Annotated in this window: 16 protein-coding genes; 9 read left to right on the forward strand and 7 right to left on the reverse strand. The window is 63.1% G+C overall.

All coding sequences use genetic code 11. The features are described from left to right. The first annotated feature begins 114 nt into the window (after positions 1-114). A complete protein-coding gene (locus ACK1VC_RS08025) occupies positions 115-1,680 on the forward strand; it encodes a methyl-accepting chemotaxis protein (RefSeq protein WP_016485615.1) in 1,566 nt (521 codons plus the stop codon). 178 nt (positions 1,681-1,858) lie between these two features. Here the strand turns inward: ACK1VC_RS08025 and ACK1VC_RS08030 are convergent, their stop codons facing one another. The 5 genes from ACK1VC_RS08030 to ACK1VC_RS08050 form a co-directional block, all read right to left on the reverse strand. Then, positions 1,859-2,743 carry a pseudouridine synthase gene (locus ACK1VC_RS08030; protein ID WP_016485614.1) on the reverse strand — a complete coding sequence of 295 codons (885 nt, stop codon included), beginning with the start codon at positions 2,741-2,743 and terminating at the stop codon, positions 1,859-1,861. 51 nt (positions 2,744-2,794) lie between these two features. Further along, positions 2,795-3,103: a hypothetical protein gene (locus tag ACK1VC_RS08035; protein WP_016485613.1), complete on the reverse strand. Its 309-nt coding sequence runs from the start codon at positions 3,101-3,103 to the stop codon at positions 2,795-2,797. Between the two features lie 65 nt (positions 3,104-3,168). Beyond that, positions 3,169-3,600, reverse strand: coding sequence for a D-Ala-D-Ala carboxypeptidase family metallohydrolase (locus ACK1VC_RS08040; RefSeq protein WP_016485612.1), 432 nt, complete (start codon positions 3,598-3,600; stop codon positions 3,169-3,171). 108 nt (positions 3,601-3,708) lie between these two features. Then, a complete protein-coding gene (locus ACK1VC_RS08045) occupies positions 3,709-3,948 on the reverse strand; it encodes a glutaredoxin family protein (RefSeq protein ID WP_016485611.1) in 240 nt (79 codons plus the stop codon). Between the two features lie 72 nt (positions 3,949-4,020). Beyond that, the gene (locus ACK1VC_RS08050) at positions 4,021-5,229 is read right to left on the reverse strand and encodes an ammonium transporter (protein ID WP_449117935.1); all 1,209 of its coding nucleotides are present in this window, start codon (positions 5,227-5,229) and stop codon (positions 4,021-4,023) included. A 313-nt stretch (positions 5,230-5,542) separates the two neighbouring features. Here ACK1VC_RS08050 and ACK1VC_RS08055 point away from each other — a divergent pair, with 313 nt between their 5' ends. The 8 genes from ACK1VC_RS08055 (at position 5,543) to dacB (ending at position 14,619) form a co-directional block, all read left to right on the forward strand. Further along, a complete protein-coding gene (locus ACK1VC_RS08055; RefSeq protein WP_016485609.1) occupies positions 5,543-5,857 on the forward strand; it encodes a DUF883 family protein in 315 nt (104 codons plus the stop codon). Positions 5,858-5,866: 9 nt separating this feature from the next. Then, positions 5,867-6,241: a phage holin family protein gene (locus tag ACK1VC_RS08060; RefSeq protein WP_016485608.1), complete on the forward strand. Its 375-nt coding sequence runs from the start codon at positions 5,867-5,869 to the stop codon at positions 6,239-6,241. Further along, entirely contained in the window at positions 6,238-6,567 is a 330-nt protein-coding gene (locus tag ACK1VC_RS08065) for a hypothetical protein (RefSeq protein WP_016485607.1), read from the forward strand. Before ACK1VC_RS08060 ends, ACK1VC_RS08065 begins: the two co-directional genes overlap by 4 nt. 147 nt (positions 6,568-6,714) lie before the next feature. After that, positions 6,715-8,046, forward strand: a complete 1,332-nt coding sequence (locus ACK1VC_RS08070; RefSeq protein WP_016485606.1) for a deoxyguanosinetriphosphate triphosphohydrolase — start codon at positions 6,715-6,717, stop codon at positions 8,044-8,046. A 285-nt stretch (positions 8,047-8,331) separates the two neighbouring features. Further along, positions 8,332-8,949, forward strand: a complete 618-nt coding sequence (locus ACK1VC_RS08075; protein ID WP_016485605.1) for a response regulator transcription factor — start codon at positions 8,332-8,334, stop codon at positions 8,947-8,949. An 8-nt stretch (positions 8,950-8,957) separates the two neighbouring features. Next, entirely contained in the window at positions 8,958-12,590 is a 3,633-nt protein-coding gene (locus ACK1VC_RS08080; protein ID WP_449117936.1) for an ATP-binding protein, read from the forward strand. Positions 12,591-12,631: 41 nt separating this feature from the next. Then, positions 12,632-12,976, forward strand: a complete 345-nt coding sequence (locus tag ACK1VC_RS08085) for a YggL family protein (protein WP_016485603.1) — start codon at positions 12,632-12,634, stop codon at positions 12,974-12,976. A gap of 185 nt (positions 12,977-13,161) precedes the next feature. Next, positions 13,162-14,619, forward strand: coding sequence for a D-alanyl-D-alanine carboxypeptidase/D-alanyl-D-alanine endopeptidase (dacB, locus tag ACK1VC_RS08090; protein WP_449117937.1), 1,458 nt, complete (start codon positions 13,162-13,164; stop codon positions 14,617-14,619). A gap of 123 nt (positions 14,620-14,742) precedes the next feature. Here dacB and ACK1VC_RS08095 read toward each other — a convergent pair whose 3' ends face one another. After that, complete coding sequence (locus ACK1VC_RS08095; protein WP_191087428.1) at positions 14,743-17,136, reverse strand: sensor domain-containing diguanylate cyclase; 2,394 nt, start codon at positions 17,134-17,136, stop codon at positions 14,743-14,745. A gap of 94 nt (positions 17,137-17,230) precedes the next feature. After that, positions 17,231-19,426, reverse strand: a complete 2,196-nt coding sequence (rlmKL, locus tag ACK1VC_RS08100) for a bifunctional 23S rRNA (guanine(2069)-N(7))-methyltransferase RlmK/23S rRNA (guanine(2445)-N(2))-methyltransferase RlmL (RefSeq protein ID WP_191087427.1) — start codon at positions 19,424-19,426, stop codon at positions 17,231-17,233. Positions 19,427-19,672: the final 246 nt, after the last annotated feature.

Raw genomic sequence — 19,672 nt, forward strand, 5'->3', positions numbered from 1 at the left:
GATTTCACAGGCGCCAGAGCCCCAACGACGAACAAACGCAGCCACATTAAATAATCATTCAATAAAACCCCTAGCTTGCCGATACCTGTCCAAAGCCCTGCGGACTATCAACCCATGCGTAACAACCAGCCGATTACCCAGAGAGAACGGACTTTCCCTGCCCAGCAGCGGTTGATCTCCACCACCAACGCCAAGGGCGTGATCACTTACTGTAACGATGCCTTCATCGACATCAGTGGTTTCACCCGCGAGGAGTTGACCGGGGCGCCGCACAACCTGGTGCGCCACCCCGATGTGCCGCCTGCCGTGTTTGCCCATATGTGGCAAACCCTCAAGCAGGGCCAGCCGTGGATGGGCATCGTCAAGAACCGTTGCAAGTCCGGGGACCACTACTGGGTCAACGCCTACGTCACACCGATTTACGACAATAACCAGGTCATCGGTTTCGAGTCGGTGCGGGTCAAGCCAACCGCCGAGCAGATTCGCCGCGCCGAGGCCCTGTACCAACGCATCAACCAAGGCAAGCCCGCAGTACCTCGCAGGGACAAGTGGCTGCCGGTGCTCCAGGACTGGCTGCCGTTCATCCTGATCAGCCAGGTAGGCTTCCTGATCGGCAACTGGCTGGGCCATTCCTGGGGCTTTGCCCTGGCTGCCGGGCTATCCGTCCCCTTGGGCCTGCTGGGCTTGAGCTGGCAGCAGCGTGGCCTCAAACGCCTGTTGCGCCTGGCCGAACAGACCACCTCCGACCCGCTGATCGCGCAGATGTACACCGACAGCCGTGGCGTGCAGGCGCGTCTGGAGATGGCCATGCTCAGCCAGGATGCCCGCATGAAAACCTGCCTGACCCGCTTGCAGGACAGTGCCGAACACCTCAGCGACCAGGCGCGCCAGTCCGACGCCTTGGCACACAAGAGTTCGTCGGGGCTGGAGCGCCAGCGGGTGGAAACCGAGCAGGTCGCCGCCGCCGTCAACCAGATGGCCGCCACCACGCAGGAAGTGGCCAACCACGTACAGCGCACGGCCGACGCCACCCAGGAAGCCAACCGCCTGACCAGCCAGGGCCGGCAGATTGCCGGGGAAACCCGCGAGGCCATCGAGCGTCTGTCGGCAGCGGTGGGCGAAACCGGTCAGACGGTTACCCAACTGGCCAAGGACAGCGACGAGATTGGTGGCGTGGTCGATGTGATCAAGGGCATTGCCGACCAGACTAACCTGCTGGCACTGAACGCGGCCATTGAAGCGGCGCGTGCCGGCGAGATGGGCCGTGGCTTTGCCGTGGTGGCCGACGAAGTCCGCCAGCTGGCCCAGCGCACTGCCGAATCCACCGGGCAGATCCACGGCCTGATCGCCAAGCTGCAACAAACTGCCAGCAACGCCGTGCTGACCATGGAAACCGGCCACCGTCAGGCGCAGGAAGGTGTCGACCGGGTGATGCAGGCTGATGAGGCATTGGTGGGGATCAGCGAAGCGGTGGCCAACATCACCGATATGGCCACCCAGATTGCCGCTGCGACCGAGGAGCAGACTGCAGTGGCCGACGAGATCAGCCGCAACATCAGCACCATCGCCGAACTGGCCGACCAGACCGCCGAACAGGCGCAGCATTCAGCACTGCTGAGCGAGGCGCTGACCAGCACAGCGGGTAGCCAGTATTCGCTGGTGGAGCGGTTCAACCGCTGACGCTCCGGTATTCGCGGCTGAAGCCGCTCCCACAGGAACCTAGTGACCTTGGAGCCTGCGACGTCCCTGTGGGAGCGGGCATGCCCGCGAAGAAACCAACGCGGTGGATGGCACCGGCCCTGCCGGTGTTCGCGGGCATGCCCGCTGCCACAAGGGCCGCGTATGCCTGCGGTCTGTGTTACCAGTCCAGCCGCAGGCGGCTCTCGAAATAGCGTTCTTCGCCGCTCAACGGGTCTTCGAAACGCAAGCTCTGCGCCAGCAGTTTCAGCGGACGTTGGTAGTCATCCTCTGCAGTAAGCAGCTGCGGGTAGAACGGGTCATTGCAGATTCCCGCCCCCAAGGCTGCCATGTGCACGCGCAACTGATGGGTCTTGCCGGTCACTGGTGACAGCCCATAGCGCCACAGCTCCCCATTCTTTTCCAGCACCTCGGCCAAGGTTTCACTGTTGGCCTCACCCTCCACCTCATGCATACGGAAAAACGGCTCGCCATGCACCAGGCGGCTTTTGTGCACCAGCGGAAATGCATGCTGCGGCATCGCCGCCGCAATGGCCTGGTAGCGCTTGTCGATGCGCCGCTCGGGGAACAGGCGTTGGTAAACGCTGCGGCTGTGCGGGTTGGCGGAAAACAGCACAAGCCCGGCGGTGTGCCGGTCTATGCGGTGCAACGGCACCAGATGCGGGTTATCCAGGCGACGAATCAGGCGGCGCAGCAAGGTCTGCTCGACGTACTCGCCCGTCGGCGTCACCGGCAGGAAATGCGGCTTGTCGGCCACCACCAAGTGTTCGTCCGCGTGCAGTACCACTTCCTGCACCGGGATCGGCCGCTCGTTCGCCACTTCGCGGAAGTAGTGCAAACGCAGGCCACGCTTGTAGGGTAACTCGGCAGCAATCGCCCGCCCCTCGGCATCCAGTACCCGGCCACGGGCAAAACGGTCAAGCCACTGGGCGCGGTCGATGGCCTTGAAATGGTCGCACAGGCAATCGAGCACCGTCGCCCAGTTACCGGGGGGCAGGCACACCGTGCTGGCTTGCTGGCGGGCGGGGTCGAAGGGCGCGGTCATGGCAGGGCTCGAAACGTTCACGGCCGCGCATTATCGCCCAAGCCCGCGCCCTCAACCAGCCTGGACTATCGCCTCGCTGCGTTCCTTCAGCCAGCGCAACACCTGCACCGGTTCCCAACGACCGGGGTCGTACAGGGCATAGAGCAACCCCTGGTAACCCACCACATCCAGCCCGCGGTGATAGCCGGCACGCTGGAACAAGGCCTCGATCTCGGCGAAGCAGGTATTGAAGTGGACTTTACCGAACGGCGTGCGGTCGTCGGTCACCAGGCCTTCGAGGCGCAGTTCCAGAACGGCGTCAGCCACCCGATCCACGGGCATGCGGTTGACGCTGTACTTGAGTTGCTCGACGTTGAGCATGACGTTACCTCGACACTGTATTTATATACAGCATACGAACATCCCCTTGCCGCCGTCAATGCGGTTCATTGCAGCCCCGGCAGGTAGCCGCTGCCTCTGCGCAGGGTCAAAACCTGCCTGCGCGGGGTGCCACGGGTTACCGAAAGATGCACCCATCTGTCGAACTCCAGGATGAGTTGATCGAACGGCACGGCACTTTCGTTGATCCGCCGAGCGGTTTCCCGAGGGCTGACTTCCATCACCGTGAAGTCAGCCGCCAGCCCCTGAATATGCTGGCTGTTGGTGGCACCGCCGATCAGCCGGTTAACCTTCTCGCTGCGAAAACCGCTGCTGACGATGATCGGCACGCCGAACAGTGCGCGCACCTGCTCCAGCGCACAACACAGCAATTGCAGGTTGGCCCGGGCATCAGGAGGTGGGGTGTTATCGAAGCCGTCCCTGGCGGCGAGCTGGGAAACGGTCATTTCATCGAGCGTGAAATGTGGAGTGATCAACATGGCGAACTATTCCGATGATGGGAAAGGTGACCGGCGCCAGTGCGCCGGCACCTGATCATCAGCTCGCTTCACCCTTCATGGAGCAGGGTTGCAACTCCTCTGCAGCCATCATTGCCCCAGGAACGCCACCACCTGTTCGGCATCGAACGGCCAGTGCAGCTCAGCAGCATTGTCGCAGCGTCGCAACACCGGAATGATCAGGCCATAGCGCTCGAACAGCACCTCACTCTCGGCGATGTCGACCAGCTCGACCAACAGGCCATGATCGACAAAAGGCATCAGCACGGCCTCGGCCACTTCACACAGGTGGCAGCCGAGGGTACCGAACAGTTGGCATTCAGGCAGCATGGCTCAGGTCCCGGTTGGCATGCAGAGATACCTATTCTAGGTCTCTCGCACTCGTCATGCACCTGACCTGGCTCAATCCTGGCTGGTGGCGCCGATACGGTGCAGCGACAAGTCCGCGCCCTGAAACTCCTGCTCATGGCTCAAGCGCAGCCCATGCAGCGCACGGATTGCGCCATACACGGCAAAGCCGCCGGCCAATGCCACCAGCACGCCCATCAGGCTGCCCAGCAGCTGGCTGGCCAGGCTGACACCACCCATGCCGCCCAGTGCCGTCTGGCCAAAGACGCCGCAGGCAATGCCACCCCACACGCCGCACAGGCCGTGCAGTGGCCACACGCCCAGCACGTCGTCGATCTTCCAGCGGTTTTGCGCTGCAGTGAAGGTCCAGACGAACAACGCGCCAGCCACCAGTCCGGTGGCCAGTGCGCCAATCGGGTGCATCAGGTCGGAGCCGGCGCAGATCGCCACCAGGCCGGCCAGCGGCCCGTTGTGCAGGAAGCCCGGGTCGTTACGCCCGGCCAGCAAGGCCGACAGGGTGCCACCGACCATGGCCATGAGCGAGTTGATCGCTACCAGGCCGCTGACGCCTTGCAGCGTCTGTGCACTCATCACGTTGAAGCCGAACCAGCCGATGATCAGAATCCACGACCCCAACGCCAGGAACGGAATGCTCGAAGGCGCAAACGCCACCAAACGGCCGTCCCGGTAGCGCCCACGCCGCGCACCCAGCAGCAATACCGCCGCCAGGGCTAGCCAGCCGCCCATGGCGTGCACCACCACCGAGCCTGCAAAATCGTGGAAAGGCGCGCCGAAGCGGGCCTGCAACCAGGCTTGCAGCCCCAGGTTGCCATTCCACACTACCCCCTCGAAGAACGGGTAGATAAACGCCACGATCAACGCCGTGGCACACAACTGCGGCACGAAGCGCGCGCGCTCGGCGATGCCCCCGGAGATGATCGCCGGGATCGCCGCAGCGAACGTCAGCAGAAAGAAGCACTTGACCAGCGAATAACCATGGTCAACGGCCAGCGCCGCTGCCGGCTGGAAGAAATGGACACCATAGGCTATCCAGTAACCAATGAAGAAATACACCAGTGCCGAGATGGCAAAGTCGCTGAGGATCTTCGACAAGGCGTTGACCTGGTTCTTGTGGCGTACCGTGCCCACTTCAAGGAAGGCGAAGCCGGCATGCATCGCCAGCACCAGGATGGCGCCCATGAGAATGAACAGAGTGTTGGGACCGTGGACGAGGGAGTCCATTGCGCTGTGCATGTTTTCCATGAAATAGGCAGGCCTGCTAAAAAAGGCACCAGGACAGTTCAAGAACCTGCATCCCTGCACCGAATCGGTGCCAGCCCCCTGCCCTGTTTCGGTGAGCGGGTCGGAGCCTGCGTGGTTTTTTCTTGGGTTTGTCGTGGATTGGGTTAAGGTTTATCGGTATACGCTGCGCGGACGCCCTGAATCGGCGCAATCGCTGCCAGCGACGCCCCGCAACGTGGCAATGACTTAGCAAGGCCCATACCAGCACCGGCACTTGAACCTTCCGCGCGTGCTATTACTCGAACTACCAACACTCATCGACAGGGAGAGGCCCATGGCCAGCAAATCGGCAAAGACTGCACAAGAGATACTGATGGCTGACTTCCAGGCGTTGGTACGCGACACCGAGAGGTTGCTGGCCGACACTGCCAACCTGGCCGGCGACCAGGCCGACGAATTGCGCGAACAGATTCACGACCGCCTGACCCAGGCTCGCGAAACCCTGCAACTGACCCAGGACTCCGTGCGCCAGCGCGGCCAGGCCGCGCTGGGCAGCGCCGAGCAGTACGTGCAGGAAAACCCGTGGCAGGCAATCGGCATCGCCGCCGGCGTCGGCCTGTTGATCGGCCTGCTGGCCAACCGGCGCTGAGGGGTTCCCATGGAGAATGACGCCAACGGCGCCAGCGCCTCGGGCAAGCGCCTGGGCGCAGCTGCGCTGGGGCTGCTGCACAGCCACATCGAACTGCTTGGCATCGAGTTGCAGGAGCAAAAGGGCCGCACCCTGCGGTTGCTGCTGTTCGCAGGCCTGGCCCTGGTGTTCGCCCTGCTGCTGCTGACAGCCCTTTCCGGGTTGTTACTGGTGCTCCTGTGGGACAGCTATCGCCTGGCCGGCATCATCGGCCTGTGCGTGTTCTATGGCTTTGCCGCGCTGTACTGCGGGTTGCGCCTGAAGGCAGCGGTGTTCGACGAATCGTCGCCATTCGGGGCCACCCTTGAAGAACTCGCCAAGGACCGGGAGCGCCTGTTGCCATGAGCCTGCCACAACTGCCAAACACCCGTAACCCGCGCGAACTGCGCAAAGCACTGCTGCGCCTGCGCATGGAGATGCACCGCCAGGAAATCCGCCATGAGTCCGGGCAACTGATGGAGCCGCTGCGCCGCGTGCGCGGAATGGGCAGTTCGCTGCACGCAGGGTTGGGGATCAAGCATGCGCCTTTATGGGGGATTGGTGCCGTGGTGGCGCTGGGCTTCCTCACTGGCAAGGGCGTGCGCAGCGGTAACCTGGCACGGCTGGTGCGCCTGGGCAGCAGCCTGCTGCCGCTGGTGCGCCTGTACCTGCAAGGCAACCGCCGCCCCTGAACACTGCACATTCCTTTGTAGGAGCAGCCTTGTGCTGCGAAGAGCCCGGCCCGGCGATACCCGTGTATCGCTCAAACAGGCCTCTTCGCAGCACAAGGCTGCTCCGGCAGGATATGCTGCTTCCTTCGATCCACAGGAGAATGCGCCTTGGACTGGCACACCCTGCTCACCCGCGAACGCCTGGGCAAAGCCCTTTATAGCGCCGATGAACTCGGGCGCAGCCCCTTCCACAAAGACCATGACCGCATCATCTTCTCTGGTGCCTTTCGCCGCCTCGGGCGCAAGACCCAGGTACACCCGGTTTCCAGCAACGACCACATCCACACACGCCTGACCCACTCACTGGAAGTCAGTTGTGTCGGTCGCTCCCTGGGCATGCGCGTCGGCGAAACACTGCGCGACAACCTGCCCGACTGGTGCGCCCCCAGCGACCTGGGGATGATCGTGCAGTCAGCGTGCCTGGCCCACGACATCGGCAACCCACCCTTCGGCCACTCCGGCGAGGACGCCATCCGCCACTGGTTCCAGCAGGCAGCCGGGCGTGGCTGGCTGGATGACATGAGCGACGACCAGCGGGCCGATTTTCTGAATTTCGAGGGCAATGCCCAAGGCTTTCGTGTGCTCACCCAGCTGGAGTATCACCAATTCGACGGCGGTACCCGTCTGACGTATGCCACCCTCGGCACTTACCTGAAGTACCCCTGGAGCGCGCGCCACGCCGACGCCTTGGGCTACAAGAAGCACAAGTTCGGCAGCTACCAGAGCGAACTGCCCCTGCTCGAGCAGATCGCCCGCAAGCTCGGCATGCCGCAACTGGAAGAACAGCGCTGGGCGCGCCACCCGCTGGTTTACCTGATGGAGGCTGCCGATGACATCTGCTATGCGCTGATCGACCTGGAAGACGGCCTGGAAATGGAGTTGCTCGAATACGCTGAAGTCGAAGCCCTGCTGCTTGACCTGGTCGGTGAAGACCTGCCAGAAACCTACCGCCAGCTCGGCCCCCGTGATTCCCGCCGGCGCAAACTGGCGATTCTGCGTGGCAAGGCTATCGAACACCTGACCAACGCTGCCGCCCACGCGTTCGTCGAGCAGCAGCAGGCATTGCTGGCCGGGCACCTGGCAGGCGACCTGGTAGAGCACATGCACGGCCCGGCCAAGCGCTGCGTGCTGCAGGCCAAGGACATGGCACGCAACAAGATCTTCCAGGACAAGCGCAAAACCCTGCACGAAATTGGTGCCTATACCACCTTGGAGATTTTGCTCAATACCTTCTGTGGCGCAGCGCTCGAACAGCACGGTGGGCGCACCCCCTCGTTCAAGAGCCGCCGGGTACTGGACCTGATCGGCAACAATGCTCCGGACCCACGTGCCTCGCTGCACAGTGCCTTCCTGCGCATGATCGACTTCATCGCCGGGATGACCGACAGCTATGCCAGCGAAATGGCTCGGGAAATGACCGGGCGCTCCAGCCCCACCTGACGCACGCCGGTGCAGCCAAGGTCCTTGAGCCAGTGCTGCACCGCATATTGCAGGAAACTTCCTACATATACTGACGACAAATTAAACAGCCCGAGTAAAAGTGCACGAAAAGTTACCAATCACGCTTTGACATTGGGTCAAACACACAAAATTCGTAGCCCGTTTTGTTTTATCTTGTAAGCCATTTCCCATAAAGGGCGAATCGCCCTTCCTCGCATGTCTGACGACTTCCAACTGCGATAAGGTGCCGATTATCCCCCTCAATCGCCCGCAGGGAAGTTGAACATGCATTCCATATTTATTGTCGACGATCATCCTGTCATCCGCCTGGCCGTCCGTATGCTGCTGGAAAACCAGAACTACAAGATTGTCGGCGAGTCGGACAACGGCGTGGACGCCATGCAGATGATTCGTGAAGCCGCCCCTGACCTGGTCATCCTCGACATCAGCATCCCCAAGCTAGACGGGCTGGAGGTGCTTTCACGCTTCCAGGCCATGGCCCTGCCATTGAAGGTTCTGGTATTGACCGCGCAGTCTCCCGCATTGTTTGCCGTACGTTGCATGCACTCCGGCGCCGCAGGCTATGTGTGCAAGCAGGAAGACCTGAGCGAACTGCTCAGTGCAATCAAGGCGGTCCTGGCCGGTTACAACTATTTCCCCAGCCAGGCAATAAAGCATGACCAGACAGCCGATGCCGAGCTGAAACTCTTCAGGCAGGTAAATGACCGCGAACTGATGGTACTGCAACTCTTCGCCCAAGGCCGCAGCAACAAGGAAATTGCCAAGGGCATGTTCCTCAGCAGCAAGACTGTCAGCACCTACAAGAAGCGCCTCATGCACAAACTTCAGGTCAACACACTGGTTGACCTGATCGAAATTGCCAAACGCAACGCGCTGGTCTGAGGATGGTCATGCCGCGCCCTTTCGCTCGCCTGCTGTTCGCCCTGCTCCTGTTCAGCGGCGTCGTGCAGGCCACCTATCAAGAGGCCTCATCCTATACGTTACTGGCTCGGTCATCAGCCAAGCCGACCCGCCCCATGCTCACGGCCGAACAACGGCGATGGCTCGAAAGCCGTCAGGAACTGGTACTGGGCACGTCGGCTCCGGATTACCCGCCGTTCGACATCACCAGTGGCGGCCGCGACTACCAGGACCTCACCGCCGAGTACGCGAGCCTGATCGGCACGGCCCTGCAGTTACCCGTGCGGGTGCTGCGTTTCTCCAGCCGGCAGGCGGCAGTGGAGGCGCTCAGGCATGGCGATATCGACCTGCTTGGCACCGCCAATGGCTACGAAGCGGCCAGCGACGGCCTGGCGCTGTCGCATCCGTATGCCGTTGACCAACCGGTGCTGGTAACACGCGAAGACGAAACCCGGGCGCTGGACGCGGACCTGACCGGCCTGCGCCTCGGCATGCTTTACCATTACCTGCCCAAGCAGGAGGTACGCCGCACCTACCCCATGGCCGAGCTACTGGCCTTTGGCTCCTCCAGCCAAGCCTTGAACGCCGTGGCGTTCGGCCAGGCCGACGTGTACATCGGCGACACCATCTCCACCCACTACCTGCTTAACCGCGGCCACCTGCCACGCCTGCGCATGGCCAATTTCGGCCAGCACGAAGCCATCGGCTTCGGCTTTGCCTTGCGCCAGCAAGACACGCAACTGCTGGCGCTGGTGAACACCACACTGGACAGCCAGCCTGCGGCACTGCGTGCCAGCATCTTCAAACGCTGGAGCGCCGGCAGCGACCTGCTGCTGACTGACCGCAAGCTGCAACTGACCGATGCCGAGGAACAGTGGCTGCAAGATCACCCGGTGATGCGCGTAACGATCGATGATACGGCTGCGCCGCTATCCTATTTCGATGGCTCAGGGCATTTTCGCGGCATCACAGCCGACCTGCTGGAGCTCATCAGCCTGCGCACCGGTTTGCGTTTTGACGTGCAGCGTGCAAGCGGCATTGCCGAGATGATCGCCCGCCTCAAGGATGGCCGCGCCGATGTGATTGCCGCACTGGCCACTGGCGGGGTGACCAAAGACGACCTGCAGGTCAGCCGGGCCTACCTGGAGAGCGCCTTCGTGCTGGTCGGCCGCAAGGATGACAAGGGCATGAGCACGCTGGAGCAGTTGCAGGGGCATCGCGTGGCCATTACCCGCTACAGCGCCATGGACACCCTGTTGTCCCGGCACTATCCGAAAATCGGCTGGGTCGAGACCGAGAGCGCGTACTATTCCATGGCCTTGCTCAACAGCGGTGCCGTCGATGCGGTGATCACCACGTTGATCGACGCCAACCATGCCTTGGCCAGCAACCCTGGGCTGGTCATCCGCACCACGGTCGGCAGCGAGCCTGCCAACTTCGCCATGGCCACCAGCACCCCGTCACAGGCGATGCAGTCGATCCTCGACAAGGCGCTACTGAGCATCTCGCCCGAAGAGCTGGGGGTGATCAACAACCGCTGGCGCGGCTTCGGGCAGCACGACGATGGCAGTGGCAAAGACTACAGCCAGCTTGCGCTACAAGTGGTGCTGGGCATGGTCGCGCTGCTGTTGCTGGCCTTGCTCTGGAACGCCCGCTTGCGCTTGCAGATTCGCCAGCGCCAAACCGCCGAACGCGCACTGAACGACCAACTGGCGTTCATGCGCGCCCTGCTCAACGGCACGCCCCACCCCATGTACGTGCGTGACCGCGAGGGGTGCCTGCAAAGCTGTAACTACAGCTATCTGGAAGCCGTGCAGGCCCGCTCCGACGAGGTCATCGGCAAACGGCTGGACGCCAGCCTGTTTGCCGACAGCGAGCAGACTCGGCAGATCCAGGCCGACTATCTGAAAGTCATGGCCGCAGGCTCGCCGTTGATCATGGACCGGCCACTGCGGATCAAGGGCCGCGAAATGACCATCTATCACTGGATACTGCCGTACCGTGACTCACTGGGCGAAGTACAGGGCATCATCGGCGGCTGGATCGACATCAGCGAACGCCGCCAGTTGGTCATGGAGTTGCGTCAGGCCAAGCAGCAGGCCGACGACGCCAACCGCGCAAAGAGCACCTTCCTGGCCACCATCAGCCATGAGTTCCGCACCCCGATGAACGCCGTCATCGGCATGCTCGAACTGGCAGTCAAACGCGCCGACCAGGGCCAGGTGGACCGCAGCGCACTGGAACTGGCCCACCACTCAGCCAAAGACCTGCTGGGTCTGATCGGCGATATTCTCGATATCGCGCGTATCGAATCCGGGCACTTGTCCCTGGCACCGGAAGCCGTCGACCTTGCGGCCCTGGTCGAATCGGTAGGGCGCATTTTCGAGGGGCAGGCACGCCAGAAAGGCCTTGCCCTGGAGGTGATAATTGCACCCGCCGCGCGTTGCCACGCACTGCTCGACCCCCTGCGTTTCAAACAAGTGCTGTCCAACCTGGTAAGCAACGCCATCAAGTTCACCGAGCATGGCCAGGTTCGCATCTGCGTAGGCCTGCTGGATGACGGCAGCACCCTGCCCGCAGTGCTGGAACTGGAAGTGCGCGACAGCGGCATCGGCATCCATGCCGACGACCTGCAGCGCCTGTTCAATCCGTTCATACAGGCCAACCCGCATAGCCAGGGCGCCCGCGCGGGTACCGGGCTGGGCCTGGCCATCTGCCGCAGCCTGTGCGAAATGATGGGCGGCAGCCTGACCATCAAGAGCCTGGAAGATGTTGGCACCCAGGTGCGCCTGAAAATGCCGCTGCAGCGCATTGACGCCGCCCCGCATTCAGCGCCGCCCTTCGAACACCTCGAGGTGCCTGACCCGCGGCTGAATGTGCTGGTGATCGATGACCACCCGGCCAATCTGCAGCTGATGGCGCAGCAGCTCGGCTACCTGGGCCTGCCGCACGCCAGCGCCCGCGATGGCCGTGAAGGCCTGGCCACCTGGCGCGCAGGCGACTTCGATGTGCTGGTGCTCGACTGCAACATGCCGCACATGAACGGATACCAACTGGCGACCGCCGTCCGTGCCGAAGAACGCCATGGCAAGCGGCAGCGCTGCACCATTCTCGGCTACACCGCCAACGCACAGCCAGAGGTGCGCCGCCAGTGCCTGAGCGCCGGTATGGACGACTGCCTGCTCAAGCCGATCAGCCTGGGCACCCTCAGCCAGCGCCTGGCGGGCATTCGCCCGCGCCGCCAGCAAAAGCCCCGGCGCAAGCTGTACCACCTGGAAGGCCTGGCTGCAGTGATCGGGCATGACCCCGACGACCGCCAGCGCTTCCTGCTGACCTTGCAGCAAAGCCTGCAGGCCGACCGGGCCAGCTTGATGGCGCTGCACCCGGAGCAAGACAGCGAGGCCATTGCCGAGCAGGCCCACAAGGTGCTGAGTGCCGCGCGCATGCTGGAAGCCCGCGACCTGATGGCGGCCTGCGAAGCCCTGGAGGCCCGCGGCTTGCCTACCCCCCAGTTGCGCTTGCGCCGTCAGGCACTGGCGCGGCACATGTGCCGTGTGGAACGGGCGTTGGCCAACGAACTGACTACCGGCGCACGCACTCAGGCAGGCAGCCCCACGTGTTAACTGGTAGACTGCGCGGCGTTATTACCTAAGAGGATTGTTTCATGGCCACAAACCGCTCCCGTCGTCTGCGCAAAAAGCTGTGTGTCGACGAGTTTCAGGAATTGGGCTTCGAGCTGAACCTGGAATTCAAGGAAGATCTGGATGACCAGGCAATCGATGCTTTCCTCGATGCGTTCCTGGAAGAAGCGATGGACGCCAACGGCCTGGACTATGTAGGCGGTGACGATTACGGCCTGGTGTGCTCGGTCAAACGCGGATCGGTCAGCGAAGAACAGCGTGCTGCCGTTGAAACCTGGCTCAAGGGCCGTAGCGAACTGACCAAGATCGAAGTCAGCCCGCTGCTGGACGCCTGGTACCCGGAAAAGCCGATCAACAAGGCTGAGTGATCCCTGCCTGGCTTGATCGCTGAAAAGGCTGCCCTTGTGGTGGCCTTTTTTATTGGCGGTGCTTTTCCGTCGAACGTGGCGCATCGTCGCTACGCTTGGGGCATAATGCGTACTCTTTCGTCGTGGGGCCATCATCTCTTACAGCCCCAATGCCCTTTTCCCTCGCCGCAGGGTATTTATCCATTATGATCAAAACGCTTCGTCCCCTCATTCTGGCAAGCCTGCTGTTGCCACTCGCATTGCCCAGCCAGGCCGCCACCGTCAATACCACCCTGCCCGCCAAAGTGCAGCAGGCGCTCAAGGCCAACAAGCTGCAGGACACGGCCCTGTCGCTGGTCATGCTGCCGCTGGACGGCCCCGGCACGCCCACCGTGTTCAATGCCGATGTGTCGGTGAACCCGGCCTCGACCATGAAACTGGTCACCACCTACGCGGCCCTCGAACTGCTCGGCCCGACCTTCCAGTGGAAAACCGAGTTTTATACCGACGGGACCCTGAGCAATGGCGTGCTCAACGGTAACCTGTACCTTAAAGGTGGCGGCGACCCGAAACTGAACATGGAAAAGCTGTGGCTGCTGATGCGTGACCTGCGCGCCAATGGCGTGCGCACCATCACCGGTGACCTGGTGCTGGACCGCAGCCACTTCGTGCAGCCCAACCTGCCGCAGTTCAACGATGACGGCGGCGATGAAAACAAGCCGTTCCTGGTCAAGCCCGATTCGCTGCTGGTCAACCTCAAGGCGCTGCGCTTCGTGGCCCGCAACGATGGCGGCAAGGTGACCGTTGCGGTCGAGCCACCGATTGCCAGCATCCGCATCGACAACCAGGTCAAGGCGGTGGCTTCGAAGCAGTGCACAGGCGATGTGCGCTACAACCCGGTGCCACAGGCCGATCGCATCAGCGTCACCGTCAGCGGCCAGCTGGGTGACGGCTGCAACTCGCAGACCTACCTGTCGCTGCTCGATCACGCCACCTACGCCGCCGGTGCCGTGCGCGCCATCTGGAACGAGCTGGGTGGCAGTATCCAGGGTGGCGACCGCATCGAGAACGTACCCAAGAGTGCTCGCCTGCTGGCCCGCGCCTTCTCGCCAGACCTGGTGGAAGTGATCCGTGACATCAACAAGTACAGCAACAACACCATGGCCCAGCAGCTGTTCCTGAGCCTTGGCGCGCAGTTCCGCACCGATGCCGATGGGGACGATGCCCGCGCCGCCCAGCGCGTGGTGCGCCAGTGGCTGGCAAAAAAGGGCATTACCGCGCCGCATCTGGTCATGGAGAACGGCTCTGGCCTGTCGCGTGCCGAGCGGGTCAGCACCCGGGAGATGGCCCAGATGCTGCAGGCCGCCTGGAAGAGCCCCTACGCTGCCGAATTCATGAGCTCCATGCCGCTGGTGGGCATGGACGGCACCATGCGCAAGCGCCTGAAGCGCACTGCCATGACCGGTGAAGGCCACATCAAGACCGGCACGCTGAATACCGTACGGGCAATTGCCGGCTTCAGCCGCGACAGCAACGGCCATACCTGGGCGGTGGCGGCGATTCTCAACGACCCGAAACCGTGGGGTGCTTCGCAGGTGCTCGACCAGGTCCTGCTGGACCTGTACCGCCAGCCGAAGCTGGCCGGCAGCACAGCGGCCAACTGATTGGCTGGTCCGTACCGGCCATTTCGCGGCTGAGAGCAAGTGTCTTGCGCAAACTGTGACAGTTTGCGCGATCACTGTGGGAGCGGCTTTAGCCGCGAAAGGGCCGGCACAGACAGCTGGCAGCTAACAGGCCGACTCCCCCTCCACCCGGTCCCGCCCGGCCTGTTTCGCGATGTAAACACCCGCATCAGCCCGTAGCAGCAGGGCATCGGCACCCTCCCCCGGCCGCCAGCCAGCCACACCAAAACTCGCGGTCACCTGGCCCACGCCTTCCACCGGCAACGTGCGCACCCCTTGCCATAACTCAAGCGCTAACAACCGCGCCTGCTCAGCATCACTGCCCGGGCACAGCACCATGAATTCTTCCCCGCCCAGCCGGCAGAACACATCAGTACGCCGCAAACGCTGGCCGATACGCTGGCACAAGCTGCGCAGCACGCGATCGCCCATGGCATGGCCGAAGCGGTCGTTGATGCATTTGAAGTGATCGATGTCGAGCATGATCACGGCCAGCGCCAAGCCTTCGCGCTGGGCGCGTTCCAGCTCAACCTTGAGCCGCTCCTGAAAGTAGCGGCGGTTATGGATGCCCGTCAGCGAATCGGTCACCGACAACGCCCTCAATTCCTCCTCCACGCCCTTGAGGTCGGAGATATCCGTCAGGTAGCCATGCCACAGCGTGCAGCCTTGCTCACCCACCTCTGGCGTCGCTTCGCCACGCACCCAGCGTAGCCCGGCACGCGGCAGGCATACCCGGTATTCCTCGCGCCAGGGCGCCAGGTGCTCGGCCGAATAACGCACTGAGCGACGCACGCGGTCCAGGTCGTCGGGGTGGATACGCTCGAACACCAGCGTGGCATCCTCGCGCAGCTGCTGCAGGTCGACTTCATAGATGTCGTACAGCCCTTGGCTGGCATAGGGAAAGCACGAATGACCATTGGCATCGAGGCGATACTGGTAGATACCGCCCGGCACCTCGGCGCTGAGCTTTTCCAGCAGTCGGTCACGCGCCGCCAGCGCCTCATGCACCCGACGCCGCTCTGTGACATCAATGCAGATGGCCAGATAGCCGACCCACAAACCCTGTTCATCCAGCATGGCGGTAACCAGCATGTTGGCCACCAGCTGACTGCCATCGGCGCGCAACAATGTCCACTCCCCAGGCTCGGCACCCTGCGCTTGAACCGTTTCGGCGAATATGGCCTGACCACCGGCGATCGTGCGGCCATAGCGCAGGCTCAGCGCCTGAGCCCGCTGGCTCAGTTCTTCGGGCAGCACCAGGTGGTCAAGGCGAAGCTGGCCGATCGCCTCGCTGGCCGGATAACCGAGCATACGCTCTGCACCGGCATTGAACGTACTCACTACACCCTTGAGGTTGGTGGCAATGATCGCCACTTGGGTGGCCGCATCCAGCACGCTGCGCAACTGGTTGTGGGTACCTCGCAGCGACTGCTCGCTGACCCGCAGTTCGGCGGTGCGCTGCTCGACCAGGGCCAGGGCGCGCTGGCGCTGGCTGAACAGGTTGTACAGCAAGGCGCTGAGCAGCAGGCTCAACAACCCGCCCAGTAGAACGACTGCCAGCACAGCTGACGAACGATTAGCCTGCAAGAAGGCCAGGCTCGGCAGGATGCTCAACTGAAAGCGATGGTCGGCCAGCTGCAACACTTGGTTGCTGGCCAGCGACAAGGGGGCTGCCTGGTTCAGCGAGTCGAACATCACTTCCGGCCCTTGCAACCCGGACGGATCAACGATACGCACCACCAGGTTGTCATCCGTCGCCACTGGCCGCCCATCGCTCACCAGCTCGCGCATGCTCAGCAAGGCCATGACGTAGCCTGCTGCTGCGCCATGCTCGTTTGCGTCGGAAAACACCGGCGCCACCAGCAGCAGACCACGCGCGTACGAAGGAATATCGTACAAGGCCAGGGGTTCTGACACCGCCATGCTGCCAGGCCCGAGTGCGCGCGCCAGCGCGGCCTGGGCCGCACCTTGGCCGGCAAGATCCAGCCCATACGGCAGCCCGGGCATTTCACCCGATTGGGTATACAGCACAGGGAAGTAATGGTCGCGCTGTGGCGCGGGGCGCCACTGGCCTTGCGCGTCCTGGTCACGGATTACATAGCCCGGGCCCGAATGCTCACGCGCATGGCGCTCGAACTCGGCGCGTTGCGCAGCTTCGACGCGGGGCGCCCAGGCGTAGGCCAGCGTGCGCTGCAGCAACGGCCTGGCGTAACCGTCAAATTCAAGTGAGGTGACTGTGTTGGAAAAGCCGAAGAACCGCCGCAGGCCGTCCAGGCGCTGCTGCTGTTCATCGAAGCGTTCAGCAATGCGGCTGAAGCGCTCGCTGGCCAGCAACTCGAAACGCTGGCGCAACTGCTGCTTGTAGACACCCTGCGCGGCAAGCGCCAAGGCGGCCGTCAACAGGCCGCCCGCCACCAAGACCACCAGCGCCACCGCCCAGGCGGACACCGCTTCTGTGCACAGGCCAGATAACCGCGCACGCACGCCACACTTTGACATACACCCATCTCGTCACGTCAGCGTCCTGCGGATTAGCTTGCCCTGCCCTCATTTATAGCTATTGGCCATCAGCCGCGCAACGTACCTCGTCGGCTCAACGCAATTGCAGACGCCAGGCGCGGTGGATGCGGTTGTTACGGGCAAAGTCCGGGTCCAGGGTCTGGGCGGTGATTTCCTCCACGGCATAGCGTGCCATCAGGTGCTCGTCGAGCTGGAACTTGCGGAAGTTGTTGGAGAAATACAACACCCCCTCCGGCGCCAGCCGAGCCATGGCCAGGTCCAGCAGTTGCACGTGGTCACGCTGCACATCGAACACGCCTTCCATACGCTTGGAGTTGGAGAAGGTTGGCGGGTCGATGAAGATCAGGTCGTAGCTGTCGCGGTTGCTTTCCAGCCAGGCCATCACATCACCCTGCTCCAGGCGGTTGCGCTCGGAGAAGCCATTGAGCGCCAGGTTGCGACGCGCCCAGTCGAGGTAGGTTTTCGACAGGTCGACACTGGTGGTGCTGCGCGCCCCGCCCTTGGCTGCATGCACCGACGCCGTAGCGGTGTAGCAGAACAGGTTCAAGAAACGCTTGCCGGCAGCCTCGCGCTGGATGCGCATGCGCATCGGACGGTGGTCCAGGAACAGACCGGTGTCGAGGTAGTCGGTGAGGTTGACCAGCAGCTTGACGCCACCTTCGTTCACTTCCTGGAAGCGGCCCTCGGTGGCCTGGCGCTCGTACTGGCGGGTACCACTCTGCCGCTCGCGGCGCTTGAGCACCACGCGCTGCGGCGAAATGCCCAGTGCCTGAGGGATCGCCGCCAAGGCATCGAGCAGGCGCGATTGGGCCTTGTCCGGGTCGATCGAACGTGGCGCAGCGTATTCCTGCACATGCACCCAGTCGTGGTACAGGTCGACTGCCAGGGCGTACTCGGGCATGTCGGCATCGTACAGGCGGTAGCAGTCCACCTGCTCGCGACGAGCCCACTTGCCCAGTTGCTTGAGGTTCTTCTGCAGACGGTTGGCAAACATCTGCGCCCCTTCCGACAGGCGCGCCGGCTCGCTGGCTACCGACGGTGCCTGTTCGCGGACTTGCGCGCTTTCGGGCTGTGCCTCGCGGCGCTCGCCCGTCACGAACTGGTCAGGCTGCACCTTGAACAGCAGCAGCTTGCACGGCAAGGCGCCGTTCCAGAACGCGTACTGCTTGTGGCTGCGAATACCCATGCGCTTGCCCAGCTGCGGCGCGCCGGTGAACACCGCCGCCTCCCAGCCCATGCACGTCTGACGCAGGCGCTCGCCCAGGTTCTGATAGAGGTACAGCAAGCTGGCTTCGTCACCCAGGCGCTCGCCATAGGGTGGGTTGCTGATGACCAGGCCTTTCTGGTTCTGGTCAGGGCGTGGTTCGAAGGTGCTGACCTCGCCCTGATAGATCTTCACCCAGTCGCCCAGCCCGGCACGCTCGACGTTATTGCGGCCCGGCTGGATCAGCCGCGGGTCGGCCTCGTAGCCACGGATCCACAGCGGTGGCTTGGCCAGGCCGGCCTGCGCCCGCGCCTGCGCCTCGTCGTGCACCTTGCGCCACAGCGCCGGCACGTGGCCGAGCCAGGCACTGAAGCCCCAACGCTCACGCTTGAGGTTGGGCGCGATATCGGCGGCTATCATCGCCGCTTCGACCAGGAAGGTGCCCACACCGCACATCGGGTCGGCCAGCGCGCCACCTTCGGCGGCAATGCGCGGCCAGCCCGAGCGGATCAGCACCGCCGCCGCCAGGTTTTCCTTCAGCGGCGCAGCCCCTTGCTGCAGGCGGTAGCCACGCTGGTGCAGGCTGTGGCCGGACAGGTCGAGGGAAAGGATGGCCTCACCACGGTCCAGGCGCAGGTGCACACGCACGTCAGGGTCGATTTTTTCCACCGACGGGCGCAGGCCTTCGCGGTTGCGCAGCTTGTCGACGATGGCGTCCTTGACCTTCAGCGCACCGAAGTGCGTGTTGTCGATGCCCGAGCCATGGCCGCTGAATTCCACCGCCAGGGTGCCGTCGGCAGCCAGGTGGTCGGCCCAGTCAACCGCGTTCACGCCGTCGTAAAGGTCGTCGGCGTTCTTCATGGAGAAGCGCTTGAGCACCAGCAGCACCCGGTTGGCCAGGCGCGACCATACGCACAGGCGGTAGGCGGTTTCCATGTCGGCGGCGCCGCGGATGGCCGAGGTGTGCTCACGCACCTCGTCAAGGCCAAGGCCCTTGGCCTCCTCGGCAAGCAGGCTTTCAAGGCCTTTAGGGCAGGTGAGGTAGAGTTCGAAACGGTCCGACATGAGTATTCCAGAGCCTTGGGCTATTTGACTGACGAGGCGACGCATCGCCCCGCGATGTTTGCCCGCATGCCTTTCCAGCAGGCGTGCGGGTGGCCCCTTTCGGCACATAAGCGTGCCGCGAAGGGCCGGGCCGCCTGACCGATCTGCGCTCGGCCCAGTGGCAAAGACAGCTTAGATCATCAGGCAGTACAAAAAATTCTGGCGATGCCGGGGCCTGTGTGACCCTTCGTCGCATTTCAAATTATT

Source organism: Pseudomonas sp. XP2 (genome assembly GCF_053557975.1).

What these genes read in the sequence shown, in the direction of transcription:
- ACK1VC_RS08025 (WP_016485615.1), top strand. Translation starts at nt 115, where the DNA reads ATGCGTAACAACCAGCCGATTACCCAGAGAGAACGGACTTTCCCTGCC.
- ACK1VC_RS08030 (WP_016485614.1), bottom strand. Translation starts at nt 2,743, where the DNA reads ATGACCGCGCCCTTCGACCCCGCCCGCCAGCAAGCCAGCACGGTGTGC.
- ACK1VC_RS08035 (WP_016485613.1), bottom strand. Translation starts at nt 3,103, where the DNA reads ATGCTCAACGTCGAGCAACTCAAGTACAGCGTCAACCGCATGCCCGTG.
- ACK1VC_RS08040 (WP_016485612.1), bottom strand. Translation starts at nt 3,600, where the DNA reads ATGTTGATCACTCCACATTTCACGCTCGATGAAATGACCGTTTCCCAG.
- ACK1VC_RS08045 (WP_016485611.1), bottom strand. Translation starts at nt 3,948, where the DNA reads ATGCTGCCTGAATGCCAACTGTTCGGTACCCTCGGCTGCCACCTGTGT.
- ACK1VC_RS08050 (WP_449117935.1), bottom strand. Translation starts at nt 5,229, where the DNA reads ATGGAAAACATGCACAGCGCAATGGACTCCCTCGTCCACGGTCCCAAC.
- ACK1VC_RS08055 (WP_016485609.1), top strand. Translation starts at nt 5,543, where the DNA reads ATGGCCAGCAAATCGGCAAAGACTGCACAAGAGATACTGATGGCTGAC.
- ACK1VC_RS08060 (WP_016485608.1), top strand. Translation starts at nt 5,867, where the DNA reads ATGGAGAATGACGCCAACGGCGCCAGCGCCTCGGGCAAGCGCCTGGGC.
- ACK1VC_RS08065 (WP_016485607.1), top strand. Translation starts at nt 6,238, where the DNA reads ATGAGCCTGCCACAACTGCCAAACACCCGTAACCCGCGCGAACTGCGC.
- ACK1VC_RS08075 (WP_016485605.1), top strand. Translation starts at nt 8,332, where the DNA reads ATGCATTCCATATTTATTGTCGACGATCATCCTGTCATCCGCCTGGCC.
- ACK1VC_RS08080 (WP_449117936.1), top strand. Translation starts at nt 8,958, where the DNA reads ATGCCGCGCCCTTTCGCTCGCCTGCTGTTCGCCCTGCTCCTGTTCAGC.
- ACK1VC_RS08085 (WP_016485603.1), top strand. Translation starts at nt 12,632, where the DNA reads ATGGCCACAAACCGCTCCCGTCGTCTGCGCAAAAAGCTGTGTGTCGAC.
- dacB (WP_449117937.1), top strand. Translation starts at nt 13,162, where the DNA reads ATGATCAAAACGCTTCGTCCCCTCATTCTGGCAAGCCTGCTGTTGCCA.
- ACK1VC_RS08095 (WP_191087428.1), bottom strand. Translation starts at nt 17,136, where the DNA reads ATGTCAAAGTGTGGCGTGCGTGCGCGGTTATCTGGCCTGTGCACAGAA.
- rlmKL (WP_191087427.1), bottom strand. Translation starts at nt 19,426, where the DNA reads ATGTCGGACCGTTTCGAACTCTACCTCACCTGCCCTAAAGGCCTTGAA.